18 protein-coding genes and 1 pseudogene are annotated in these 21,633 nt (G+C 46.8%); 13 read left to right on the top strand and 6 right to left on the bottom strand.

All coding sequences use genetic code 11. The features are described 5' to 3' along the window. The first annotated feature begins 847 nt into the window (after positions 1–847). Both G358_RS0113175 and G358_RS33980 read left to right on the top strand, forming a co-directional pair. Positions 848–1,726 (top strand): CPBP family glutamic-type intramembrane protease, encoded by an 879-nt coding sequence (locus G358_RS0113175; RefSeq protein WP_019637702.1) that lies wholly within the window; start codon positions 848–850, stop codon positions 1,724–1,726. Further along, positions 1,705–1,887: a MerR family DNA-binding transcriptional regulator gene (locus G358_RS33980; protein ID WP_240480022.1), complete on the top strand. Its 183-nt coding sequence runs from the start codon at positions 1,705–1,707 to the stop codon at positions 1,885–1,887. The genes G358_RS0113175 and G358_RS33980 overlap by 22 nt, the downstream gene beginning before the upstream one ends. A 71-nt stretch (positions 1,888–1,958) precedes the next feature. Here G358_RS33980 and G358_RS0113185 read toward each other — a convergent pair whose 3' ends face one another. Next, on the bottom strand, positions 1,959–2,567 hold the full coding sequence (locus tag G358_RS0113185) for a TetR/AcrR family transcriptional regulator (protein ID WP_019637704.1): 609 nt from the start codon (positions 2,565–2,567) through the stop codon (positions 1,959–1,961). Between the two features lie 600 nt (positions 2,568–3,167). On the opposite strand from G358_RS0113185, the gene G358_RS0113190 reads away from it, so the two are divergent. Together G358_RS0113190 and G358_RS0113195 are read left to right on the top strand one after the other, a co-directional pair. After that, positions 3,168–3,950 (top strand): SDR family NAD(P)-dependent oxidoreductase, encoded by a 783-nt coding sequence (locus G358_RS0113190; RefSeq protein WP_019637705.1) that lies wholly within the window; start codon positions 3,168–3,170, stop codon positions 3,948–3,950. Between the two features lie 159 nt (positions 3,951–4,109). Beyond that, positions 4,110–4,328, top strand: a complete 219-nt coding sequence (locus G358_RS0113195) for a hypothetical protein (RefSeq protein WP_019637706.1) — start codon at positions 4,110–4,112, stop codon at positions 4,326–4,328. Here the strand turns inward: G358_RS0113195 and G358_RS0113200 are convergent. Further along, positions 4,284–5,156, bottom strand: coding sequence for an SDR family NAD(P)-dependent oxidoreductase (locus G358_RS0113200; protein WP_019637707.1), 873 nt, complete (start codon positions 5,154–5,156; stop codon positions 4,284–4,286). The genes G358_RS0113195 and G358_RS0113200 overlap by 45 nt on opposite strands. Positions 5,157–5,311: 155 nt before the next feature. On the opposite strand from G358_RS0113200, the gene G358_RS0113205 reads away from it, so the two are divergent. Next, positions 5,312–5,665 (top strand): winged helix-turn-helix transcriptional regulator, encoded by a 354-nt coding sequence (locus G358_RS0113205; protein ID WP_026342240.1) that lies wholly within the window; start codon positions 5,312–5,314, stop codon positions 5,663–5,665. Positions 5,666–6,082: 417 nt separating this feature from the next. Here the strand turns inward: G358_RS0113205 and G358_RS0113210 are convergent, their stop codons facing one another. Beyond that, positions 6,083–6,934: an aldo/keto reductase gene (locus tag G358_RS0113210; RefSeq protein ID WP_019637709.1), complete on the bottom strand. Its 852-nt coding sequence runs from the start codon at positions 6,932–6,934 to the stop codon at positions 6,083–6,085. A gap of 177 nt (positions 6,935–7,111) precedes the next feature. Between G358_RS0113210 and G358_RS0113215 the strand changes: the two genes are divergently transcribed. After that, the gene (locus G358_RS0113215) at positions 7,112–7,561 is read left to right on the top strand and encodes a MerR family transcriptional regulator (protein ID WP_019637710.1); all 450 of its coding nucleotides are present in this window, start codon (positions 7,112–7,114) and stop codon (positions 7,559–7,561) included. A 496-nt stretch (positions 7,562–8,057) separates the two neighbouring features. Here the strand turns inward: G358_RS0113215 and G358_RS0113220 are convergent, their stop codons facing one another. Continuing rightward, positions 8,058–9,020: an NAD(P)-dependent alcohol dehydrogenase gene (locus G358_RS0113220; RefSeq protein ID WP_019637711.1), complete on the bottom strand. Its 963-nt coding sequence runs from the start codon at positions 9,018–9,020 to the stop codon at positions 8,058–8,060. 147 nt (positions 9,021–9,167) lie between these two features. Between G358_RS0113220 and G358_RS0113225 the strand changes: the two genes are divergently transcribed. Further along, positions 9,168–9,728 (top strand): Crp/Fnr family transcriptional regulator, encoded by a 561-nt coding sequence (locus G358_RS0113225; protein ID WP_033404043.1) that lies wholly within the window; start codon positions 9,168–9,170, stop codon positions 9,726–9,728. Between the two features lie 348 nt (positions 9,729–10,076). On the opposite strand, the gene G358_RS0113230 is transcribed toward G358_RS0113225, so the two are convergent. Next, complete coding sequence (locus tag G358_RS0113230) at positions 10,077–10,418, bottom strand: winged helix-turn-helix transcriptional regulator (protein WP_019637713.1); 342 nt, start codon at positions 10,416–10,418, stop codon at positions 10,077–10,079. 107 nt (positions 10,419–10,525) lie between these two features. On the opposite strand from G358_RS0113230, the gene G358_RS0113235 reads away from it, so the two are divergent. From G358_RS0113235 to G358_RS31720, 5 genes and pseudogenes are all read left to right on the top strand, one after another. Continuing rightward, positions 10,526–10,915 carry a RidA family protein gene (locus G358_RS0113235; protein WP_019637714.1) on the top strand — a complete coding sequence of 130 codons (390 nt, stop codon included), beginning with the start codon at positions 10,526–10,528 and terminating at the stop codon, positions 10,913–10,915. 793 nt (positions 10,916–11,708) lie between these two features. Then, positions 11,709–12,695, top strand: a pseudogene (locus tag G358_RS30120) (hypothetical protein); the annotation flags it as partial. A 108-nt stretch (positions 12,696–12,803) separates the two neighbouring features. Then, positions 12,804–13,118: a hypothetical protein gene (locus G358_RS30125; RefSeq protein WP_019637716.1), complete on the top strand. Its 315-nt coding sequence runs from the start codon at positions 12,804–12,806 to the stop codon at positions 13,116–13,118. Positions 13,119–13,139: 21 nt separating this feature from the next. Next, the gene (locus tag G358_RS0113250; protein WP_019637717.1) at positions 13,140–13,373 is read left to right on the top strand and encodes a DUF2249 domain-containing protein; all 234 of its coding nucleotides are present in this window, start codon (positions 13,140–13,142) and stop codon (positions 13,371–13,373) included. A gap of 742 nt (positions 13,374–14,115) precedes the next feature. Then, positions 14,116–17,514: a stalk domain-containing protein gene (locus G358_RS31720; RefSeq protein ID WP_019637719.1), complete on the top strand. Its 3,399-nt coding sequence runs from the start codon at positions 14,116–14,118 to the stop codon at positions 17,512–17,514. 464 nt (positions 17,515–17,978) lie between these two features. Here the strand turns inward: G358_RS31720 and G358_RS0113265 are convergent, their stop codons facing one another. Beyond that, positions 17,979–18,821, bottom strand: a complete 843-nt coding sequence (locus tag G358_RS0113265) for a helix-turn-helix domain-containing protein (protein WP_019637720.1) — start codon at positions 18,819–18,821, stop codon at positions 17,979–17,981. 195 nt (positions 18,822–19,016) lie between these two features. On the opposite strand from G358_RS0113265, the gene G358_RS0113270 reads away from it, so the two are divergent. After that, positions 19,017–21,485, top strand: coding sequence for a beta-mannosidase (locus G358_RS0113270; protein ID WP_019637721.1), 2,469 nt, complete (start codon positions 19,017–19,019; stop codon positions 21,483–21,485). The last annotated feature ends 148 nt before the right edge of the window (positions 21,486–21,633 follow it).

Here is a 21,633-nt window from a genome sequence, read left to right on the forward strand (position 1 = left end):
GAGTTAGCCGGATTTGTGTGGGCGATGGCTCGGGAAATGATGAAGGAAGCTCCCCCAACAGCTGCCGCTTAATTCAGGGAAGGCGCAATAAAAGGACGAAGAAGGAGGGGATAGAAGGGACGGATCGTTTTCTTACCTCGAAGGCAAATCAGGCAAGGTGAAGAGAATAACCCGCGATGGACGCTTGCGTTTCGTTAGGGATACGCGACAATAGTTAGCGGTACGCTCTTCAGACGAATGTAGAATGTGTGTGAACCCACGGATATCAGTATGCCAACTGGCGAATTGCTTTGCCTAGACATTTCCTTCATGTCCTGCTTCAGCCTCCTCTATTACTTGATAGACATGAGTATAGGCTGAAAAAGTCATAAATAGAAAGTACGCTTTGGTCATGATTTGGTCATATGAACATGTCCAAAAAAGCTGGCGACTATAATAAATTGCAAGCAACAACTCCAATATGCAAAACCAGACTTTGTTCATCCGGCGCCCAGGAAACCAGAACAGCAAAGGGACGACAAGGGCTATGCTCAGCCAGATTACGTTAAATAACGTTTGGGTCGAAAACTCACTTCCTGCCAGAACCTGGTACAATCAATAGCAAAATATAATGGTATAAACGAAGAGCGAATATACCCCATTCCATGAAAGATAATATTTTTTTATATCGTCATCCCACTCTTCTGGTAAAATAAACCATCATTAGTGCATCCAGTTTATCATTATAGTTTTCCTTCAACAATTGCAGCAAAGCGAATATAAATACTTATTTAAGACTCTCTCATCCATGACTTGACACTGACCTATACTGGAGGGTTTATAGTCAGAGTGTGGGGGGGGATCACAAATGAAAAAATGGATCATCAGGGAATTCGAGAAGGACGTACATTATAGTAAAGGGCTAATCGTCGTATTTCTAGGCTGGGCGTCTATGGTAATTGGACTTTTCACAGCGACCTTGATAGGACAACAGATAGAACAAGCGGGCAGCCCAATTTGGGTTTCACAATTAACCCGAGGTGTAGTCGTCTCATCAATTGTTGTTTCTTTGGTATTCTGGATACGAAGACGCTACCGCATTCAGCTGAGCTTGATACCATTGTCCAGAGCCGGTATGTTCCATTTGGTGGGTGCAGCGGTGCTTCCTTTATTGTTGGTAGTTTGTGGTTTTATTGCAGCTAGTCAGTTGAACTGGATTGATATTGTGGAGTGGCATTTCTCGTTTCAGCTATTTTTCAGCATTTTTGTTAATGTATGCTTTGCTCTTCTATACGAAGCACTACCTGAGGAATTGACTATGCGCGGCTTGGTCTATAGTGGCTTGCGGGCAAAACTCCCTGCTTTCTTGGCTTTTATAGGACAGCTCCTGCTGTTCGTGTCTATCCCAGTGACGGTAAATTTATTACAGCAGCTTGTTGGCATGGAACCTGGAGTTGTGATCAATACGGACTATGTCATTCTGTTGCTTTCCTTCGGAACAGTACTGCAACTGTTACGCAGTGTTACAGATTCACTTTGGGCATCTATAGGATTTCATCTTGGTTACTTGGAGATATCGAGATTTATGGTCGCGCAGAACGATCTGCGTCTGTTCACGTATTCTGAGCGTTATGAGGGTATTGGCAACCTTTTTATATTATTTACAATGGTGATCTTGGGCGGAATTTTTGCCGTTGGAGCACTCTACCTCTGGCAGAGAGCGAGGTGGAAGAAAGCAGAACCGTGAAAGGGCGGGAGTTAAGATTGTATACTGTAGGACAGTTATCGAAGCTGACGAAAGTATCGATTCGTACGTTGCATTACTATGAGAAACTTGGGCTGCTCCATCCGGTTCGGGACAAAAATAACCAATACCTGATGAAGAACCCCATGGGCACTGCGATCTGATTGGGGAGACTTCGGGGTCATGACAGCCAAATTTTCGTTTTTTGTTTAACGGTATTCCTCTGCACTAAGGTTTAGGATGACTTTCTGGAGGACGAATTGCTGGTAGGCCAGGTGGAGAGAGCCTGCTCAGCAACAGCCTCTAGCATATTGCGACTGAAGCCGGCCTTCGCTTGAACGGCCATACCGTGGAGCACGGCCATCACGAATGCAGCTAGCACAGCACAGTTCGCGGTTTCCGGCAGATCTCCCTCCTGCTTTGCCCGCTCGAAACGATCACGCAGCGAAGCCTCTCCTTTCGCACGCGCATCAATCAGTGCACGTCGAATAGGTTCGGCATCATCCGAGCCAGCCAAGCCACCGTGGACATATAGACACCCCTTGTGATCCGGGTAACGAGTTTGCAATTCGGCCGAACCGCGAAAAATGTGTGCGACCACCTCCCGCGAGGTCGGCAGCTCAAGCGCCGCCAGGAAGAAATCATGATAGCGCTCGTAATAGCGTTCAATAACTCGGAGGAACAATGCCTCCTTGTTCCCAAACGCCGAGTAGAGCGCGGGGCGTTCGACGCCCGTGGCCTGCGTCAGGTCAGTGTACGACGCGCCCTCGTAGCCTTTGCGCCAAAACACGCAAAGTGCTGCGTCCAATGCCTGATCCACATCGAATTCGCGGTTACGTCCCATCAGTCAGATCACCTCAACTTTTTTATAACGGTCGATATTAATACGGTTCTTATCCAATTTTCATTTCATACTTCACGTTATCATAACATACGTTACAGAATGCTGCCAATCCATCGGTCTAGTACCTGCCTCAGCGCACGATCGGTAAAATACTCGGCCGTCTGGATCTGGTGTCACGTATCAGGCGCCATACCCGGCCTGCGCTGTTGACCTATCTCGCCAGAGCGCGGCGCATCATCCTAACATGACGCCGCCTGACACCCCTGCCATGGAACGAATGACAGTGTGCGCAGAAATGTATAACACAACATAAAGTAATGATCGTTATGGTATTGACAATTTGAACCAAGTTCTATAATATCTTCTAACATAACGATCGTTATGATATTTACAGATCACGATTCACAGACATCTAGAACGTACCAAGCGTTTTTTTACATTCTTTTTTATACAAAAATCATTAAGGGGGTTCTTTTTATGTAGGAATATTAATGAGCTAAGCAAAGATATGGGGTACCGCCAGCCAAATAACTTTAAACCCGTGCTGGGGAATTGTTTACCAGAATATCATTTAAAATTCTCTTATAAGGAGTAGATCATATGCCGACAAATGAAGGAAGATTCAGTGGTAAGGTTGCTTTGATTACAGGGGCAAGTCGTGGGATGGGGGCTGAAATAGCCAAAAAATTAGCTGCAGGCGGAGCTGAATTTATAGGCGTTCACTACGCTAGTAATAGGGATGCTGCTTTAAAAGTTGTTGAAGAGATTAAGGCGCTGGGCTCGAATGCCGTGGCCCTAGAAGCAGAGTTAACCACTGGTATTTCCGGTGTAAAAAAGCTTTGGGCTGCATTTGAAGATGCTGTTCGTCCGGAAATTGGATCTGTGCAATTGGACATCTTAATCAATAACGCAGGTATTGCACCGGCCATTCCTTTTGAAGAAACATCAATTGAAACGTTCGAAGATGTCATTAATGTTAATCTTAAAGCTCCATACTTTCTTACTCAAACAGCTAGCCCGTTTATACGGAACGGTGGACGAATCATTAACATATCTACTGGCTTTACTCGTGTTGCTGGTCCTACGCATTCCATTTATTCGGCTTCCAAGGGAGCCATTGAGACACTTACTTTGGCGTTAGCTCCACTTTTTGCATCAAAAGGGATTACTGTTAATGCAGTAAGGCCGGGAATTACGGCTACTGATATGAACAAGGATTGGCTCGCCAACCCAGAAGCCCATGCTGAAGCAGCTTCAATGTCTGTTTTCGGAAGAGTTGGCACCACTAAAGACGTTGCTGATATAGTTGCGTTTGTAGCATCTGAGGAGGCGCGATGGATCACGGGGCAATTTATTGATGCCACCGGAGGAACTAGGCTATAAGAAAGCAACAAAATGAATGGGATTTGATGATTAAAGGGTTTGTAGTATGCTATCCTCCCTGTTAGTAAAACGACGGCAGCCGATCATCTAGGACGGCTACCGTCGTTTTTGCGAGTAAATGTTAATTTAAATCGGGCTCAAGTGGAGAGTAGTTCAGCGATGTTTCCAGCCTATATTCTTTCGGTTATGCTGAAAATGCCGACCATCCAAGGAATTAACGAAGGCAGTCGTGAAATGTTTGAGACTATGAATCGTGCGATTACAGCGATTCAACTGCATCCGGTCATCGATCGTGTGTACCGTATAACAAATGACGGAAAGTTATTGGTTAGTTCATTTGTAGCCGATCATGAGGTCTCCATGTTTACGCTTGATTAATTCTAGCGTGAGGTGAAGCAGTCTCTCGGATTGATCTTTGTTTAGTATAACTTGAGCAATATCTAATTTCTTGTTTTGTTTATAAGCAGTTAGCGATCCTTCAGGCGGCGATTGTACGAAATGAAGAATGGGTTCTACGGCTTTCTGAACAGGCAGTCCGATGATTTTGTACATGAGCTTGACTATTATTTTTATCAGCTTGTGATCGAATGCTTCCGTCGCTCCTTTTGTTTGAACGGCCCCGGGATTGAATAATACATATTTGATATTCGTATCTGCAGCGCTTTGAGCATACGCTACGCCCAGCAGATTATTGAGTCTGCTGCCATGCATAATGGCTTTAATGCTATTAAATGGTCTCTGGCTTTGTAGTTGCAAATCTCCCCATAGGATGTCCCCCTTCACGCCTGGAGCGCAAACATTGATAATAAGAGGATTCGCGCTGTTTCTAAGTAGTTCTCGAAATTGATAGCTTAGAATAAATCGACTCAAATAATACAATGCAAAATGAAGCTCAAATCCTTCTTTTGTCTCCCGATACACTTTACTGAATTTTTGGGACTGTGCGCAGAGAATTAATAGATCGATGTGATTGACTCTTTCGCTTACTTCTTGGACTATACGAATATTTTCCGAGACAAGGCTTAGATCTGCTTGGAGAAATCGGAATCTGTGTTTTCCGTCTAACTTCGCTGCCTCTAGTCGCAAAGCTTCGCTTTTCTCTGGACTACGACCGATAATAATGACATGTTCTCCATTACGTATAAATTGTAAAGCTAATTGCCTTCCAATCCCATCGGTTCCTCCGGCTATTACAATCGTACGCATAATGACTTTACCCCCTAACGACTTAGGTCATTTTCTCACTATTAAATTACTATGAAGTATAATGGAATCAACCATGGGGTTGAAGAAGGCACTTTTTTCTTATTTAGTTTGCTTTAATGAAGCTGCTTACTATAAGTAATAGCGAGGTGAATGTAATGTATACAGACAGCCAGAAAGAAGAATGCTCCGCCTCAATGGGTGAGGCTATGCAAATTATGGGGAGCAAGTGGACGTTCTGGGTCATTGGTGAGCTCGCTACAGCTCCTCGACGATTCAATGAACTGAGGAGAGGCTTAGGCAACATTAGCACCAAATCGTTAACAGATGTATTGCGCTCCTTGGAGCAGGCCCACATCATTCACCGTCAGGTGTTTGCAACCGTACCTGTAACCGTCGAGTACTCCATGACAGACAAGGGAATGGATTTTCTCCAAGTGTACTACGCTATGCAAGGTTGGGGAGAGAAGTGGAAAGGCTATGATATTCAGGTGCAAGGGGATAAAACATAGAAAACTTGCCGTTACGGATAGTTCGGAGAACCGTATTATAAGTAGGCGAAATTTGAAGATATAAACTGATTTATTTCAATAACACTTAGCCTACCCCGCATTAGAGGAGTTGGCATAACAAGAGACATGTTGAAAAGACGAAAGACGTGTCTGGCTTATTCAGTAAACAGCGGCCTAGGCATCACGTACTACCACGATAAGGCGCTTTCTTGTGGTTCTACTAGACTTGATGATCCTGGAACCTATCACAGGCAAAACACAGCTCTCCGATTGGGTGAAGAAGTATAATAGTCATAAGAACATTCTTGAAAAAAACAGGAGTACAAAATAAGGGTAAATAAAGGACAGGGGCATCCGCCCTGTCCTTTCTTAAATAGATGAGGATAAACGCGTAATGAGTTATGTTTCGACCGTGGATTACAGCTCGACTCTCCAGTTGCCCATCATCTTGGCGACTTCCGGATCATGGTACGATAAGAAGAGACTTTCCCGTGTATCGAGGGTCGAAATTTGTTCCATATCGTTCGCACTTAACTCAAAATCGAAGATGTCGAAGTTTTCGACGATTCGTTCTTTGCGCACCGATTTTGGAATGACAACGACTTCACGCTGAACAAGCCAGCGCAACACGATCTGGGCGACGGACTTGTTATGTTTTTCAGCAATCGAGGTCAGCACTTCGTTGCTGAACATGTTGCCCCGTCCTTCAGCGAACGGCGCCCACGACTGGTGTTGAACCCCCTGCTCTTTCAAAAAAGCGGTGGTCTCCGTCTGCTGGTACAACGGGTGCGTTTCGATCTGGTTGACGGCAGGCACCATTTTGTTATGCACGATAAGGTCCATCAGACGGTCGGGCAGGAAGTTGCTGACCCCGATCGCCTTGATTTTGCCTTCACGGTACAGCTCTTCCATCGCTCGCCACGTGCCGTAGTAATCGCCGAACGGCTGGTGAATCAGGTATAGGTCGAGATAGTCGAGCTGCAGCTTCTTCAGGGATTTGGCAAACGCCAGTTTGGCACTCTCGTAGCCAGCATCCTGGACCCAAATCTTGGTTGTAATGAACAGTTCTTCACGCGGTACACCGCTGCGTTTGATCGCGCGTCCGACCGCTTCCTCGTTCAAATAACCGGCGGCGGTGTCGATCAGGCGGTATCCGGCCATCAGGGCTTCATATACGGCGTTCTCGCATTCTTCAGCGTCGGGAACTTGGTAGACACCGAAGCCGATGATCGGCATTTTCACTCCGTTGTTTAATGTTACAGTTTGCATGGTAATTCCTCCTATTGTTCAAATGTATATTAGCAAACGGCCGCCAACCCCGAGGGATCGGCAATGCAAAGTGGGGGCTTTCGCTTGGAGCCGATTTACTCTACAATCAGCTTAGAGCCTTCGTGTTACACGAAGTCAAGCCATGTTCAAAAAATTATTTTCCAAGGAGGATTTCACATGCATACGGTCAAAGAAGCTGCCCAGATCACGGGACTTACCGAGCACGCTGTGCGCTTTTACACGGATAAAGGCCTGGTGCCAAGCGTACAGCGCAATGGGAATAATATCCGGATGTTCGATGAAGAATCGATCAACTGGCTGCATGGCGTCAAATGCCTCAAGCAATCCGGGATGCCGATTGAGGTTATAAAAAAGTACGTCGATTTATGTCTCGAAGGGGATGCGACCATACCACAACGCTACACACTCATGATGGAGCATAAAGAAGCGGCGCTCGCCAAGCTCGAAGAAGCCAAACGGCACGTTGCCCACTTGGAGGAAAAAACCGATCTTTATCAGGCTATTCTTGAGCGCCGCTCCCCGGACACGACCAATCCCGGCAACTGGGACAGAGTTCAGCATATGCATAGTGACGTATTTTACTCGCCCTCTGTTCGTAAGGCATGAGGGATATTGTGTTGGAAGTACCCCCCAATTACGTATTGGGATTTTAATGTACCTATCGAAGAAGGAACATAATAACTAATTGACTTAAAGTCCCGATGGATATCGGGGCTTTTTCCTTGATAAGGATCGAACTCTTATTAAGAGAGGTGATTCTCCGGTTATAGTATAGAATTAGTAGGCTTTGGGGCGTGAAATGCGCTCCATGATCAAAGCTGCTCTGCGCCTAGGAAGAAAACGGCCATCTGGGCCGCCATGTAAATTTTTACGCTCGTCGACGATATAGCTGCTTAACACTGCCGATTCCGCGAAATCCAGCTTCAGCCACGCTTTCCGGGGTGGACAACGGGCTGCCTGCCGCCATTTCCCGGTATGTAAATGGCACCCGTTTGGGTGCCTTTTGATGTCGCCCTAAAGACGATACGTTGAAAATATTGAAAACCTAACAGGGGTGAGTGGTCATAATGGCAAGTTTTGAGCCAAAGGGTCTCGGCTGGCTTTAGAACTGAATAATCACGTTGCCTTTTTTACGCTCGGTCTCTACATATATGTGGGCATCGGGCAGACGCTCCAAAGGATATCGACGATCAATCACGGCGTTCAGCGTTCCATTGTTGGCGAGTTCCATGAGAAACGTCAAATTCGCTTTGTTCTGCATAAGCCCGGCTGCGGCAAAAACAGCCCTTTTGCCTTTTAACATAGATGTCCACATCATCTGCAACAGGATAGACAGCCCGGGTACGGTCGTCAGATAAATTCCCTTGGCGGTGAGCACGCGCTTGCATGCCGAGAAGGAGCGTTTGCCTACAGCATCAAAAATGACATCATAGACTTTGTCCGCCTTCGTGAAATCTTCCCGGGTATAATCAATAACAAAGTCTGCCCCTGCTTTTCTCACCAGCCCCTCGTTGCCGCCAGAGCATACCCCGGTTACTTCAGCGCCATAATATTTGGCCAATTGCACCGCATAGATACCGACAGCCCCTGAGGCGCCATTAATCAGCCCTTTCTGTCCTTCCCGCAATTTCGCCTTATCTCTTAGAAACGTCAATGCGGTGGCGCCCCCGTCACAGACTGCGACGGCTTCTTCAAAGGTGAGAGTGTCCGGTATAACCGCAAGAGGGCTCTCATCGGAAAGACACTTGTATTCGGCGTAAGCACCAAAGGTTTTGACGCTCATTCCCAAGACGCAGTCCCCTGGCTTAAATTGTTGTACTTCCTTGCCAACGGCCTCGATCACTCCAGCTAATTCGCATCCTCCAATGGCATATTTCGGCCTGGACCATCCATAGATCAATTTAATCATCGACGGATCGCCCTTGCGAAAAGCGCAATCCGACGGCCCTACTGATGCTGCCTGGATACGTATGCGAATTTCTTTGTCTCCCGGCGACGGTTCTGCGATTTCTTGCAGAACAATAACTTCCGGTGGACCATACGAATTTTGAACCATCGCTTTCATGGGTGTTCCCCTCCTAACGGCAATTTTAAATACTCCTTTGCATCGGCCCTTTACAATAAGCTCCAACCGTTAGAATATGAATAAGAGACGAGACGGAAGAGAAGGAGCTGAAGGGCACTGGCAAGGAAAAATATTTTATATAAATACATGTCGAGATGGACTTCTCTTAACGAGGAAGATCAGCAAGCTATAATGAACGAAATTTGTACGGAGGAATTTACAAAAGGAACCGTGCTCATTAAGCAAGGAGATATCCCCACAGTATGCTATTTCATCTTGAAAGGCTGCGTAAGGCAGTATTCGCTCGATGAAGAGGGTAGAGAGGTCACGTCCAATTTTTACACCGAGGAGCAAGCCATCGCGATTTTCAATTATCACAAACCTGACAAGTCTTCCGATTACACTTTCGTGTGTGTAGAAGATTCGGTCATGGTCGTTGGCGATCTGGATAAGGAACAGGACATGTATGACAAGCACCCTCAACTGGAATTTATGACCCGCAGGATGATAGAGGAGAACTTCAGTCAGGTCCAAGAGGAATTCGCTGCCTTTATCGCTTCTTCGCCTGAAGAACGCTTCAAGACGCTGCAAAGGAAACGCCCTTCTTTGATCGACCGGGTACCCCAACATCAACTGGCTAGTTATCTCGGCATGACTCCGGAGTCACTAAGCAGAATTAAGAAGAGAATTCACCAAGACCACCGCTGATCCGATCTTTCTATCCATGGCATACTTATGACAATCCCCCTAAGTTCAAGTAATGATTACATTGTAACTAGGGGGATGTTTACGTGCATTGACTTAAGTCAAGAGATGAGACCGGGAGTTTGATTATATTTAAAGTTTCCCTGGAATTCAGTGGAATTCTTTTCGTGTTGATCCTAAGCTTGCCGTTACAGACAGGGCGGTGAGCCATTTCACAGGTAACGGCAATCTTTTATAGTCAATCGCCGGCAATAGTAACGCTATTTGAAGAAAGACTGCGGTGCCACATTAAAATTAGGGATACAAATTCGGAAATAAGGCGAGCCGTTATACCAAAGAGAGGAAGCAGATTCAAGGGTGTTGGTTTTTTGCTCCCCACTCACATAGGCCTTCCAAAATAGGCAGCAGTGTCTTCGCTTTCTCTGTGAGACGGTATTCGACTTTTGGAGGAATTTGCGGATACTCTTTCCGTTCGACGATACCGTCTTCCTCCAATTCTTTGAGTTGTGAGCTCAGTATTTTATAAGTAATGGCCCCAATCTGTCTCTTTAGATCGTTAAAACGAACCGGTTCGTTTTCTGCCAGGAGGTAAATAATTACCATCTTCCACTTCCCGCCAATGACGGATAACGTATATCCGAACGGGGTATCTTGAATATTTTTAACCTTACCTTTGTAATCCGCCATTCCCATCTTTACACTATCCTTTCTGATAGTATCTATCTATAAAGTGCGTACTACTTTTTTATTTATCCCTATTTTATACTAATCGTACTTTGAGCTAAAGGAGTTAAAAAATAATGATGGCTAAAACCTATAATCACGGTGTTGCATGGGAAGAAGGTAGCGGCATTTCCCAAGGTTATTCCGTTAACGGCACGATCTACATTTCCGGGCAGTTTTCCCATGATATGCAGAGCGAGTTCGTCGGGGCAGGAGATATTGAGGCGCAAACCAGACAGACGCTGGAAAATCTCGATCGTGTACTAGCCGGATTTGGGGCCACGAAGTCTAACCTCGCTTATGTTGAGATCTATCTGACCAATGTAAAAGAACATTTTGAGCCCTGCCTCCAGCTGTTTAAACAATATATGGGGCAGCATCGGCCCGCCGGCAGTCTTATTGGCGTCACCTCGCTAGCGTTCCCTGAGCAGCTGATCGAAATCAGCGCCGTCGCTCACACGGACTGACACTCACGGACATAAAAAATTACCGATAGCATCGTTCCGCGAAAAGCAGAGCATCCGGCATCGATAACGAGGTAAACCTTATCATAAAGAAGGGCAAGTTACTCAAAGGTAACTTGCCATTACATACAGCGCAGTGAACAGAATCAAAAGAAGAAGCCAGAACTTTAAATTAACGGGAAGATTTTTATCCAAACGATAATTTTAACGAAGGCACATGACTACAATCGGTCGAGTGTCATATACCCTTTGCAAACCCAATAGTTATGATCTAAAATATGAACATCATAAGAGACAGTGGAATTAAATAAAGTGATTAAGCAGCCTTAGCCCTAGCTCCCATTGGGTTAAGGCTGTTTAGTTTTCTGCAACCGCTCGTAGTGGAGGTAAGAGAAAATTATCGTATGGATTGAGCTTGTCCCTATAACGTCACTTACAGCCCCTGCCACTAATCCTACAAATAATACAAATAAATATGCTCCCAAATGTCCCCAATTGAACACTCCAAAAATCTATCATAGCTTGGTCTCATGAAGAAGTGAATCGTGCACATTTCCAGGGTTAGGGTAAAAGGTAGATAGATTAAGGATAAGAGATCACTATAATGAAAATAAGATACATATTATATAGGGCTGCTATGTTAAGAAATGACCATAAAAAAGCCTTGTTTTAGGAGGTTCCTCCAAAAGTAAAGTAGATCAAGAAAAACAAAATTCTTTATTGAATTTGGGTTTCCAAAATGGAGCATCTGATATAAGGGTACAAGAAAGGATGCAGAAATGCCAAGTGATAACCAGGCCCGCCCTGGCCGCGAGTTCTGCACTATACAGGCGGTGATGCGGGCTTCTTTGAATGGGCGCAGAAACGTCCCATTGAAAGGATGAGTTGGGCTCCGGTCCTGACTGAGGATACGGTGGTGGACGCCAGCCAGTCCATTTTGCATGGCTTGCATATCGAGCTGGGCTCGTCAGGCGGGCGTCTGAGCTTGAAGCTTCCGAAGAGGCGTCTTGACCTGAACGTGTCCGGCAATCTAACCCGCTTCTCGGCCACTGGCGATATGCCATCATCTCTGACATTAGCGCCACGCACCGGCCGACGCAAAAATGATCCTCCTTTCATGCTGCCCGACCTGGGTGAATTGCATCAGGTGACGAGTCTGATTGTACAAAATGAGCCAATGGGACAGCCCATTTCGTTAAACTGCCTAGACCGTTTCCCAAACCTTGACTCGCTGAGTTTGTGGGGGAACTTCTGCGACTTGGACTTGTTGGCTCGTCTTACCGGGTTAACGAATCTGGAGCTGCGCTTCATGCCGGATCTGGAGGGATTGCCGCCCTTGGACACGTTGCCGTTGCTTGATAGATTTATCGCCTACAATGTGGAAGAGACCACGGGCAAGCGCCTAAGGCAGCAAATGAAAACACGTGCTAAAACCCGTCCGTGGAACGGTTATGCTTCAGTGAGCCAATTGCGCAAGCCGGAGTGGTGGACGACCGAATTTGGCCGCCCGTTCTCGTCCTGGCCTAAACGTCTGGCCAAGCTGGCTAACGAAGCTTACAACGTTGCCCAGGCGGCCTTGGCTCAGGCCCGCAGTTTTGCCGATGCCGAGGCAGCCATCACCGCTTTCACCGTGCGCTTCAATACCCTCAAAGGCATCGAAACTACCGAAAGAGAAGACCTTGGCGAAGCAGTATGGCAGCTCAGCCAGTCCGATCACTTGATTGGCGAGCCTATTCCAGAGGAGATGGCTCAAGGCTGGTTCGATGCCGCGCGGGATTACTGATTAACATCAAAATATATGACTCATCTATGAAATGTGACGGGGAACACAATTGATAAAGATATGTTCATTAGAATAATAAATAGTAAACAAGTTAGGGGTGATAATGAAGTGGCAAATGTCCGCATAGAAAAAAATGAACTACTGCTCGAAGCAGGCCTTGAGGATATTGAAACGATCGTGAAGGAAGCCGTAAAGAATATCGATCAATATAAAGATGAAATTGCCGTCATCTATGATAAAATGCCAAAATTCGAGTATAAGTACTTCTGCTTCTATGCCTATTCAACGTATCGGTTATTGGAAAAGGCACTTAACTTTTCTTGTGATGAGGTCGGCCATTTCAGATTAGTTGCGCCAGAACAATTTTATTATGCTTTCTTCGGTGTGATATCAACACTGTATCACGAACATTGTGAAAAATAAGACTTTCTAGGAGGAAATCAAATGGAAAACTTTAAATCTACAGTAAATGCGACCGAATATCCGCCACAAATTAAACATAAGGTCATTTTCGAAACCTTCGATGCGTTAAATCCAGGAGAAGATATGTTGTTGATCAATGATCATGATCCCAAACCGTTGTTTTTCCAATTTCAAATTGAACGGCCTAATCAATTCACATGGGAATATCTTGAGCAAGGACCGGTAACCTTCCGTGTGAAAATTGGACGTGTCTAAAGAATCGCTTGTGGTAAGCTGGCTACCCGTTTGTCATGTGCCTCATGGTTATCGCAGAGTTTTTATAGTATCGAATAATCATCAGGTACAATATGTGGTTGTGCTATCCTTCATGGGATATGAGGATGTGTACAACATCAAACAAATGGTACAATCACATGAGATACAGGATCCTTCCCTGTTATGGGGACTTTCAGTTGTAAAGTCTCTCATTGATACGGAGGCTATAGAATCAGAGGATGGGTATGTAAGTTTGCGACCTAAACCGATGCATGAAGATGGACTCTTGCCCATCGACGTTTTTCTGAAGGCTGCAGAAGACGCAGAGCTTGCTATCTAACAATTATATGCGCGAATAGAAACAAGGAGAGGCTCAATCGGCCTCTCCTTTATTATTGTACACCCAGCATGGATCACAAAAACTAGTAGACTCGGATTGTATTAAATATTAAAATTTTAATAAAAAGGGCATGCATATTCCCCGTCAGTAGCTTTCAATCACACCAATCACCCCCAGATCTAGCAGATCGCATTGCATTGAACTCTCCAAAATAGGAAATACTGCTACGCGACATTCAATCTAGTTACAGTATTTTCTTTAGTATATTAATAGTCACATGTGCCCGATAAAAGGAGGTAGGCCGTCTAGAACTACATAGCAGCATCAGCTTTTGTGGCCCGACATGCAGATGACAATAAAAGCAACTTAGAATTTAAGCCTATGAGGTGAAAGGGGAACAATATGAGGAACATGTATAGTCGTTTGTTAATCGCTGTTATGATTATGACCTTAATTGGAGGTACCGTCGCAGGGGCTGCTGGTGTTCAAAGCGAACCGTCCCAGGGTGACAGCCATGAGGCTCTGTCAAGGATATCGAGTTTTGCAGGAAGCGGCCATTTTGACGATTGGGATGGAGGGGCATCAGAGGCCTCGTTCCGTATGCCCCAGGGAATCGCTGTCTTAAAGGATGGTTCTTTGCTTGTGGCAGACACCCAAAATCATCTCATTCGTCAGGTGAAGCATGGAGAGGTTTCTACTTATGCAGGCTTGGTGCTTGAGGAAGACAACGTAACTCCTGAGGGAGCTTGGCAGGACGGTGCTAAGGATGACGCCGTGTTTAATGGTCCTTCGGGTATAGACATAGATAAAAATGGAAATCTCTACATAGCGGATACGGACAATCATCGGGTAAGAAAAATATCTAAAGACGGAACGGTAACCACGATTGCCGGAGATGGCATCATCGGCGATGAAGACAGTACAGGTACCAGAGCGAGATTCTATCATCCTCAGGATGTGGCTGTTGCTTCAGATGGAACGCTGTATGTCGCGGATACGTTGAATCATTTGATCCGTCAAATCACGCCAGATGGGCAAGTGACTACGCTTAATGCTCCATCAGATCGTGTGGTAGAGGTTGAAGCCGGCTACGTGGTTCCTGCAGGAGACTATGCGGACGGTGCATTATCGGCATCCAAGTTTAATGAACCGGCCAGCATTGCAATCGACCATAAAGGCAATCTATATGTAAGCGATACAGGTAATCACGTGATTCGATATATTGACCTGGCAAAAGGTACGGTTGCAACCGCGGCGGGCTTGTCCCCGGGGGAGAAGCCAGTGTATGCGGCAGGCAGCCTGTATGCCGAAGGCGGTTATGCGGATGGAGCAAGTTCGGAGGCACGTTTTCTGTTTCCGAAGGGGATCGCAGTAACGGAAGAGAATGGGCTGATGATCGCCGATAGCTTGAACCACACCATTCGTTATTTTTCTGATGGACTTGTGAGTACAATTGCCGGTGTACCTGCGCAGTTTGGTCAGGTAGATGGCATTAACGGTCAGAACCTGCTCCATTATCCGACCGACGTAGCGGTGCTGCCAAGTGGCGGTTTGCTCATTGCGGACAGTTATAACAATAAAATCCGTGAGCTTGAATACTATCGGCTTCCATCCAATCTGCCCCGCAATGAGCAGGTGAAGGTTGTGTTGGATGACTCGGTGATCAGCTTTGCTACCCAGCCCGAGGTCGAAAAGGGATACACGATGGTGCCTGTGAGAGCCTTAAGCGAAATGATGGGCTATAAAGTTGGGTTGTTGGATAACCAGCGTACCATTGAATTGGCGAAGGGCGAGGTAAGCATCAAGCTGCAACTAGGGAGTGAAGTGATTTCGGTCCAGAATGCCGCGTCGGAAGCGGAAGAGCAGCGGGTAATTGAGGCAGCGCCTTATACAAAAGATGGCCGCATCTATGTTCCAATCAGGTTTTTCAGCGAGGCCTTCGGAGCAGATGTACAATGGGATCCTTATACGAGAACGGTTGTTTTGCGTGAAATCACGGAAGCCGTCGATAAGCTGCCTGTTGTAGATCGCAAGTCGCGTACTGCGGTAATTGAACAGATTCGAGGAAAGGTCTGGATCAATCAGGCGGGCGGTTCATTGACTTACCAGGCCTATAATGGCATGAAGCTTCATCAAGGTGATCATATTGTCACTGAAAATGATACCAGCGCGATCATCAAAACAGCTGACCGTGAGGATGAAATTACGATTAGCGAAAACTCGAAGCTCTACATTTCAAATTTAAGTGTAAGTGATACCTCCCATACAAAGCACACGAGCTTTATGTTATGGAGCGGGCTGGCTTCGGCCAACGTGTCTTCGCTGGCAAATGCCAAGGATACCTTCAACATTCTGACGCCGACGGCTGTAAATAATGTTCGCGGCACGAATTTTATGGTGAGCATCGATCCGGTTACGGGGCTGCCGAAGCTTTTTGTGAGCAGCGGCCTTGTTCAGGCAAGCGGCAAGGGAACCAGTCAGGATCCTGCTTTCGTCTATCCTGCGCAGCAGCTGACTCTTTTTCCAAATTCGCAAGCGCCGAATGAGCCTTATATAGTTGACCCGTCCGATCTCGTTAATCAAGCTTCACCTGCTGTTATCGAGGCCCTATTAAGGGCTAAGCAGAAAATAGATCGGGAAAATGAGGAGCTGCTGGAAAGAATGCGGAATGGAGCTTCCGGCTCTAATCCTGGCGACTTGCCTCAAGGTGATCTGGATCAATATCAACAAAATTTGAATCAACTGCTTGGCAATATTGTAAAGCAGACTCTTGTTCAGAAAAAAATGGACCCGATTGATCTCCAGACACTTATCGATCAGGTCAATAAGCAATCCGATGCAAAGATCGATTTGAATCATGTCCCGCCGCTTCAATTATCGGAAAAGGAGAAGCAGCAGCAGGAAAGACAAAAGCAATTAGAAGAAGAACAGAAAAAGCGGCTGGAGCAACAAAATAAGGAGCGTCAACTAGCCGAGCAAAGACAATCCCTGATCGCTAAAGTAGAAGCGGAAAGGGAACGGATCGAGCAGGAAAATAAAAAGAAACAGGAAGAAGCGGCCAAGCGAGCGGAGGCATTGTATAAGCAAAGTCTCTCGGACGCTGAAAAACAAAAATTTGAACAGCGACAAAAAGATTTGGAGCAGAGAAAGCAGCAGCAGGAACAAGTACGGAAATCGGAGGCACCAACGCCGACGCCAACATCAACATCAACATCAACATCAACATCATGGCCAACACCGACACCGACACCAACGCCAGCCAATACTGCTCCAGTGGTGGTTGAGCTATTATCCGATATCATGGTGAACGAAGATCTTCCTTTCGAGTTCAATTTAAGCGAGGTATTCCATGATGCGGATGGAGATGAGTTAACATTTGCAGCCCGTTCGAGTGATTTGGCAGTTGCAGAAGCAGCCGTGGATGGACCCCTGCTGCACATTACACCAACAGGCAATGGTTCATCAGAAATTCATATTACAGCCGATGATGGAAGGGGCGGATTAACTGAAACATCCTTCCGTGTCGCGTATTATCGGGAATTACAAGATTTGAGGGCTGAAGTCTCGTCCGATTTCATTGGACTCTACTGGGATGAATATGAGGAAGAAGAGGTAAGCTATCAAGTTTATATGAATGGTGAGCTAATCGATTCCGTCGATACCAATCATATTTTACTTACGGATCTTGAGCCGGATACGGTTTATGATCTCCGTGTATTTGCGGTTAATGGCGATGAAGAGATTAAGGCGTTCGGCGACTATTCAGTAACGACACAACCTATGTATGAGCCTATGGAATAACTCCAAGAATTGTCGTACCACATAAAATGTCCGGAAAATCTGCACATGAGGTTTATCATGAAATTTATTCGTTAGTTTTGCGTTGTAGATGATAGGCGCAGTAGTTCAAAAGAGGGTGTCTCAAAGTCCTGAAAGGGCGGAGAGACACTCTCTTTTTCCACATGATGGAGTAAGTTTGTTGCCGAGATTCATAGCTGAGCGACCCTCCGTTCTGTCCTGCTGAGTTGTTTCATCCGTTCCTCCAAGCTCTGCTTCATGCTTATACTACTTGATAAGCCTAACCTGAAGAAAGACTAGACGATTCTTAAAAATGTATTTTTCACCTCGTTTGATGAGTGACTCCATTATACAGCTTATTGGAACGGCCGAAAAAGAATGGATTTCTAAAAGTTATCATCCTATGACGACTAATTAGCCTACCAGTAGGCAGAATTTAGCCGAGGCAGACCTGCTTTCCCGACCGGCTAACGGCTGCGAATTTTTCCCGGGGCGATCCCGTAGGTGTCTTTGAATAGATGATAAAAATGGCTTAAGTTGTCGAAGCCGGCTTCGTAGGCGATGTCCATGATGGCCAGATTAGTTGTTAGCAGCAAATTTTTGGCGTAGGCAAGACGCAGTTGGTTGATGTAAGCCGTCGGCGTTATACGGAGATATTGCTTGAACACGCGGTTCAAGTGGCCGCTGCTGCGGTCCGAAAGCTCATTGAGCCGGACGAGCCCTGCGGTGAAGTTTTCCTTTTTCTGCAACTGGGTGAGCAGGAGGTCGAGCCATTGGGGCATCGACTTTTTTTTCTCGTTTCGGTAATCGAGGAAGTAATGCATTAGCGCGTCAGTCAGAAAACATCGTGCCAAGATACGCGCTTTCTGCTTGTCGGTTGTCGTGTAGAGCTGGATTTTGGCGCTTTTATTGATCAGTTCTTCCAAGTCCGTCTCTGGCAGCATAATGTAGGGGGACAAGTCCGGGCTCTTGAGCGAATGTGCGAAAGCAGAATTGTCAAAGTAATCGAAAGCGCTTTCCACCATCTCCCGATAGAAATTCACATTGATGAACTGGCAATCCTCGCCTTCATAGAAGTCGTAGCAATGTGTATCGTTCGGACGGATGAATACCATGGCCCCTTTTTCCAAATATTGTGCATCACCGTTGACTATATGGGTGCATTTGCCCGCCGTAATGATAAAGATTTCGTAATAATCATGGCCGTGCAGCGGGGAAGTGTGCTTAACCGAATATTCGATATGAAAGTTGGACTGCACCAGCGGGTCGATTAGCGTCGCCGCACGCAGCATGGGAATGGGCATTGACATGAAATTCTCCGCCTCTCTCGTCAAATAATGAATTAAGATATATGTTACTATAGCACAAAAAAAGTAGGAATATAACAAGACTTGATCTGCACGAACTGCTACGATCAGGCTATATTCCCTGGGAAAGTCTTTTTTAATCAATCCGGGGTATGCAATTATAGAACAAAAATAAAACGAGAAGCAGGTGGAGTGTGCATGCAAGAATTGACGCTGAACGGTGAATGGAAGATGAAAAGAACCGACGAGACGGAGTGGATCGATGCGGTCGTTCCCGGCTCCGTATTCCATGATTTGCTTCAGGCAGGGAAGATGGAGGATCCGTTCTTCAGAGACAACGAGTACGACATTCTTGAACTGACCAAGTTTGACTACCAATACCGGAGAAGCTTCTTCGTCGAGCAGGCCGTGCTGGATCACGATACGGTGCTGCTGCGCTGCGACGGATTGGATACGTTGTGTGAACTGTCCGTGAACGGGACGGCCGTGTTGAAGACGAACAATATGCACCGGACCTACGAGGCGGACGTTAAGGCGCTGCTTGTTGCAGGTTGGAACGAAATACATGTTATCATCCGCTCGGCGACGAACTACGTACTGGAGAAGGATAAAGAATACCATCTAACGAGCTGCGCTGACGCGGTGCCCGGCATCTCCCATCTCCGCAAGGCGCACAGTATGTTCGGTTGGGACTGGGGACCGAAGCTGCCGGATATGGGGATTTGGAGAGATATCTCTATTCGCGGTTACGATTTGGGCAGAATTGACGATGTTTATGTGACGCAGCGGCATGAGGAAGGCAAGGTTGAGCTTGAAGTCGCAGTAGGAATCAAGAACTGGACGAATGCTGGCCTACAGCTTCGGGCAACGCTGGAGACGCCTGACGGGAGAATGCTTGAAGCAGAAGTGGAGGACATTGGAACCGCAAGCACGCTTGTGCTTGAAGTGGAAGATCCTGAACTCTGGTGGCCTAACAACTACGGCAGCCAGCCGCTCTATACATTGCGCGTATCACTGATTGAGGGTGGACGGGAACTCGACGATACAACACTGTGCATCGGCTTGAGAACGTTAACCGTCAAGCAGGAGCAGGACGAGTGGGGAGAATCTTTTGCGTTTGAAATCAACGGGAAGAGCATCTTTGCCATGGGCGCCAACTTTATACCGGAGGACAATGTGTTCGGTCGAAGAAGCGCCGAGCGGATGGAGCAATTGATTCAAAGCTGTGTGGAAGCCAACTACAACTGCATCCGAGTATGGGGCGGCGGCTATTACGCTGACGATTATTTCTACGATCTGTGCGATCGCCATGGCCTCATTGTCTGGCAGGATCACTTGTACGCTTGCGGCGCCTACGATTTCAACGACGAATTTAAGGAAAACATCAGGCTGGAGACTATCGACAACATGAAGCGAATTCGCCATCATGCCTCCCTTGGCATATGGAGCGGCAACAACGAGCTGGAATACGCCTGGGCGTATTGGGGCTGGGTCGAGCGTTACGGCCAGAAGCTGAAAAACGATTACTTACTCCAGTTTGAGCAATATTTGCCGGAGCTCTCCAAGTCACTTGACCCGAATACGTTCTATTGGCGTTCGTCGCCTTCCTCCACCGGAGGCATCGACGACCCGAACAACGAGCATATCGGGGATATGCATTATTGGGACGTGTGGCATGGCCGCAAGCCTATTACAGAGTTTAGAACGCTCTACCCGAGATTTATGTCTGAGTTCGGTCTGCAGTCGTTCCCGTCGCTTAAGACGGTAGAGACTTTCACGCTCCCGGAGGACCGGAATATTTTTTCCTACGTAATGGAAGCTCATCAGAAGAACGGCACAGGCAACGAGAAGATCATGTATTACATCAGCGAATATTTCAAATATCCAAAAAACTTCGAGTCGCTGCTCTACGTGTCCCAATTGATTCAGGCCGAAGGCATGCGCTGCGGCGTGGAGCACTGGAGACGGAACCGCGGCAGATGTATGGGCGCCGTATATTGGCAGCTAAACGACATTTGGCCGGGGGCTTCATGGTCGAGTCTGGATTATTTTGGCCGCTGGAAGGCTACCCATCATGCCGCTAAACGGTTTTACGCGCCGGTACTGGCTTCGGCCTGCGAGGAAGGGACGCAAGTCGCGCTGCACGTGACCAATGAGACCTTGCATCATGTTGACGGACAACTGCGCTGGCGTTTGATGAATCATCTGTCCGAGGTTATCCAGAGCGGGGAAGCCGAAGTGTCCATGGACTCACTCTCCACCCGGGAGGTTATCGGCCTCGACTTCAGCGAGACGCTGAACACCAAGCAGAAACTGCGGCAAAGCTATCTGGCATTCGAGTTGATCGTTGATGGCAAGCCGATCAGTTCGGGGACGGTGCTGTTCGTCAAAGCAAAGCATTTCGATTTCCTTGACCCCGGGATTAGTGCGAGCGTGACCGAGGAGGAGGAACGATTCGTGATCAGGCTGGAAAGCAAGGCCTTTGCCCAATTTGTGTCACTTGACCTGAAGGGGGCAGACGCGCGCTGGAGCGATAACGTCTTCGATTTGTCAGCGGGCCGTCCAGTCTCCGTCGTGGTTGGGAAGGACAGCCTTTCCGTGTCGCTTTCCTTGGAAGGATTCAGGGAGCAGCTTACGGTCATGAGCTTATTCGATACGTTCGAGTAAACAAGTGAACATCCATTTTGCGAAGGGTCAAACGTTGGGGCAGTTCCGTCTGGACCCGGCGTTTGCCTTTTTTCGTCGGCATAGCAGCCCGGTCTGCAGATGTGTCGATTGTTGCTGTTGTGGCTGCCATAATCCTGCCATGATCCGC

The organism is Paenibacillus fonticola DSM 21315 (genome assembly GCF_000381905.1).
Lineage (GTDB): Bacteria > Bacillota > Bacilli > Paenibacillales > Paenibacillaceae > Fontibacillus > Fontibacillus fonticola.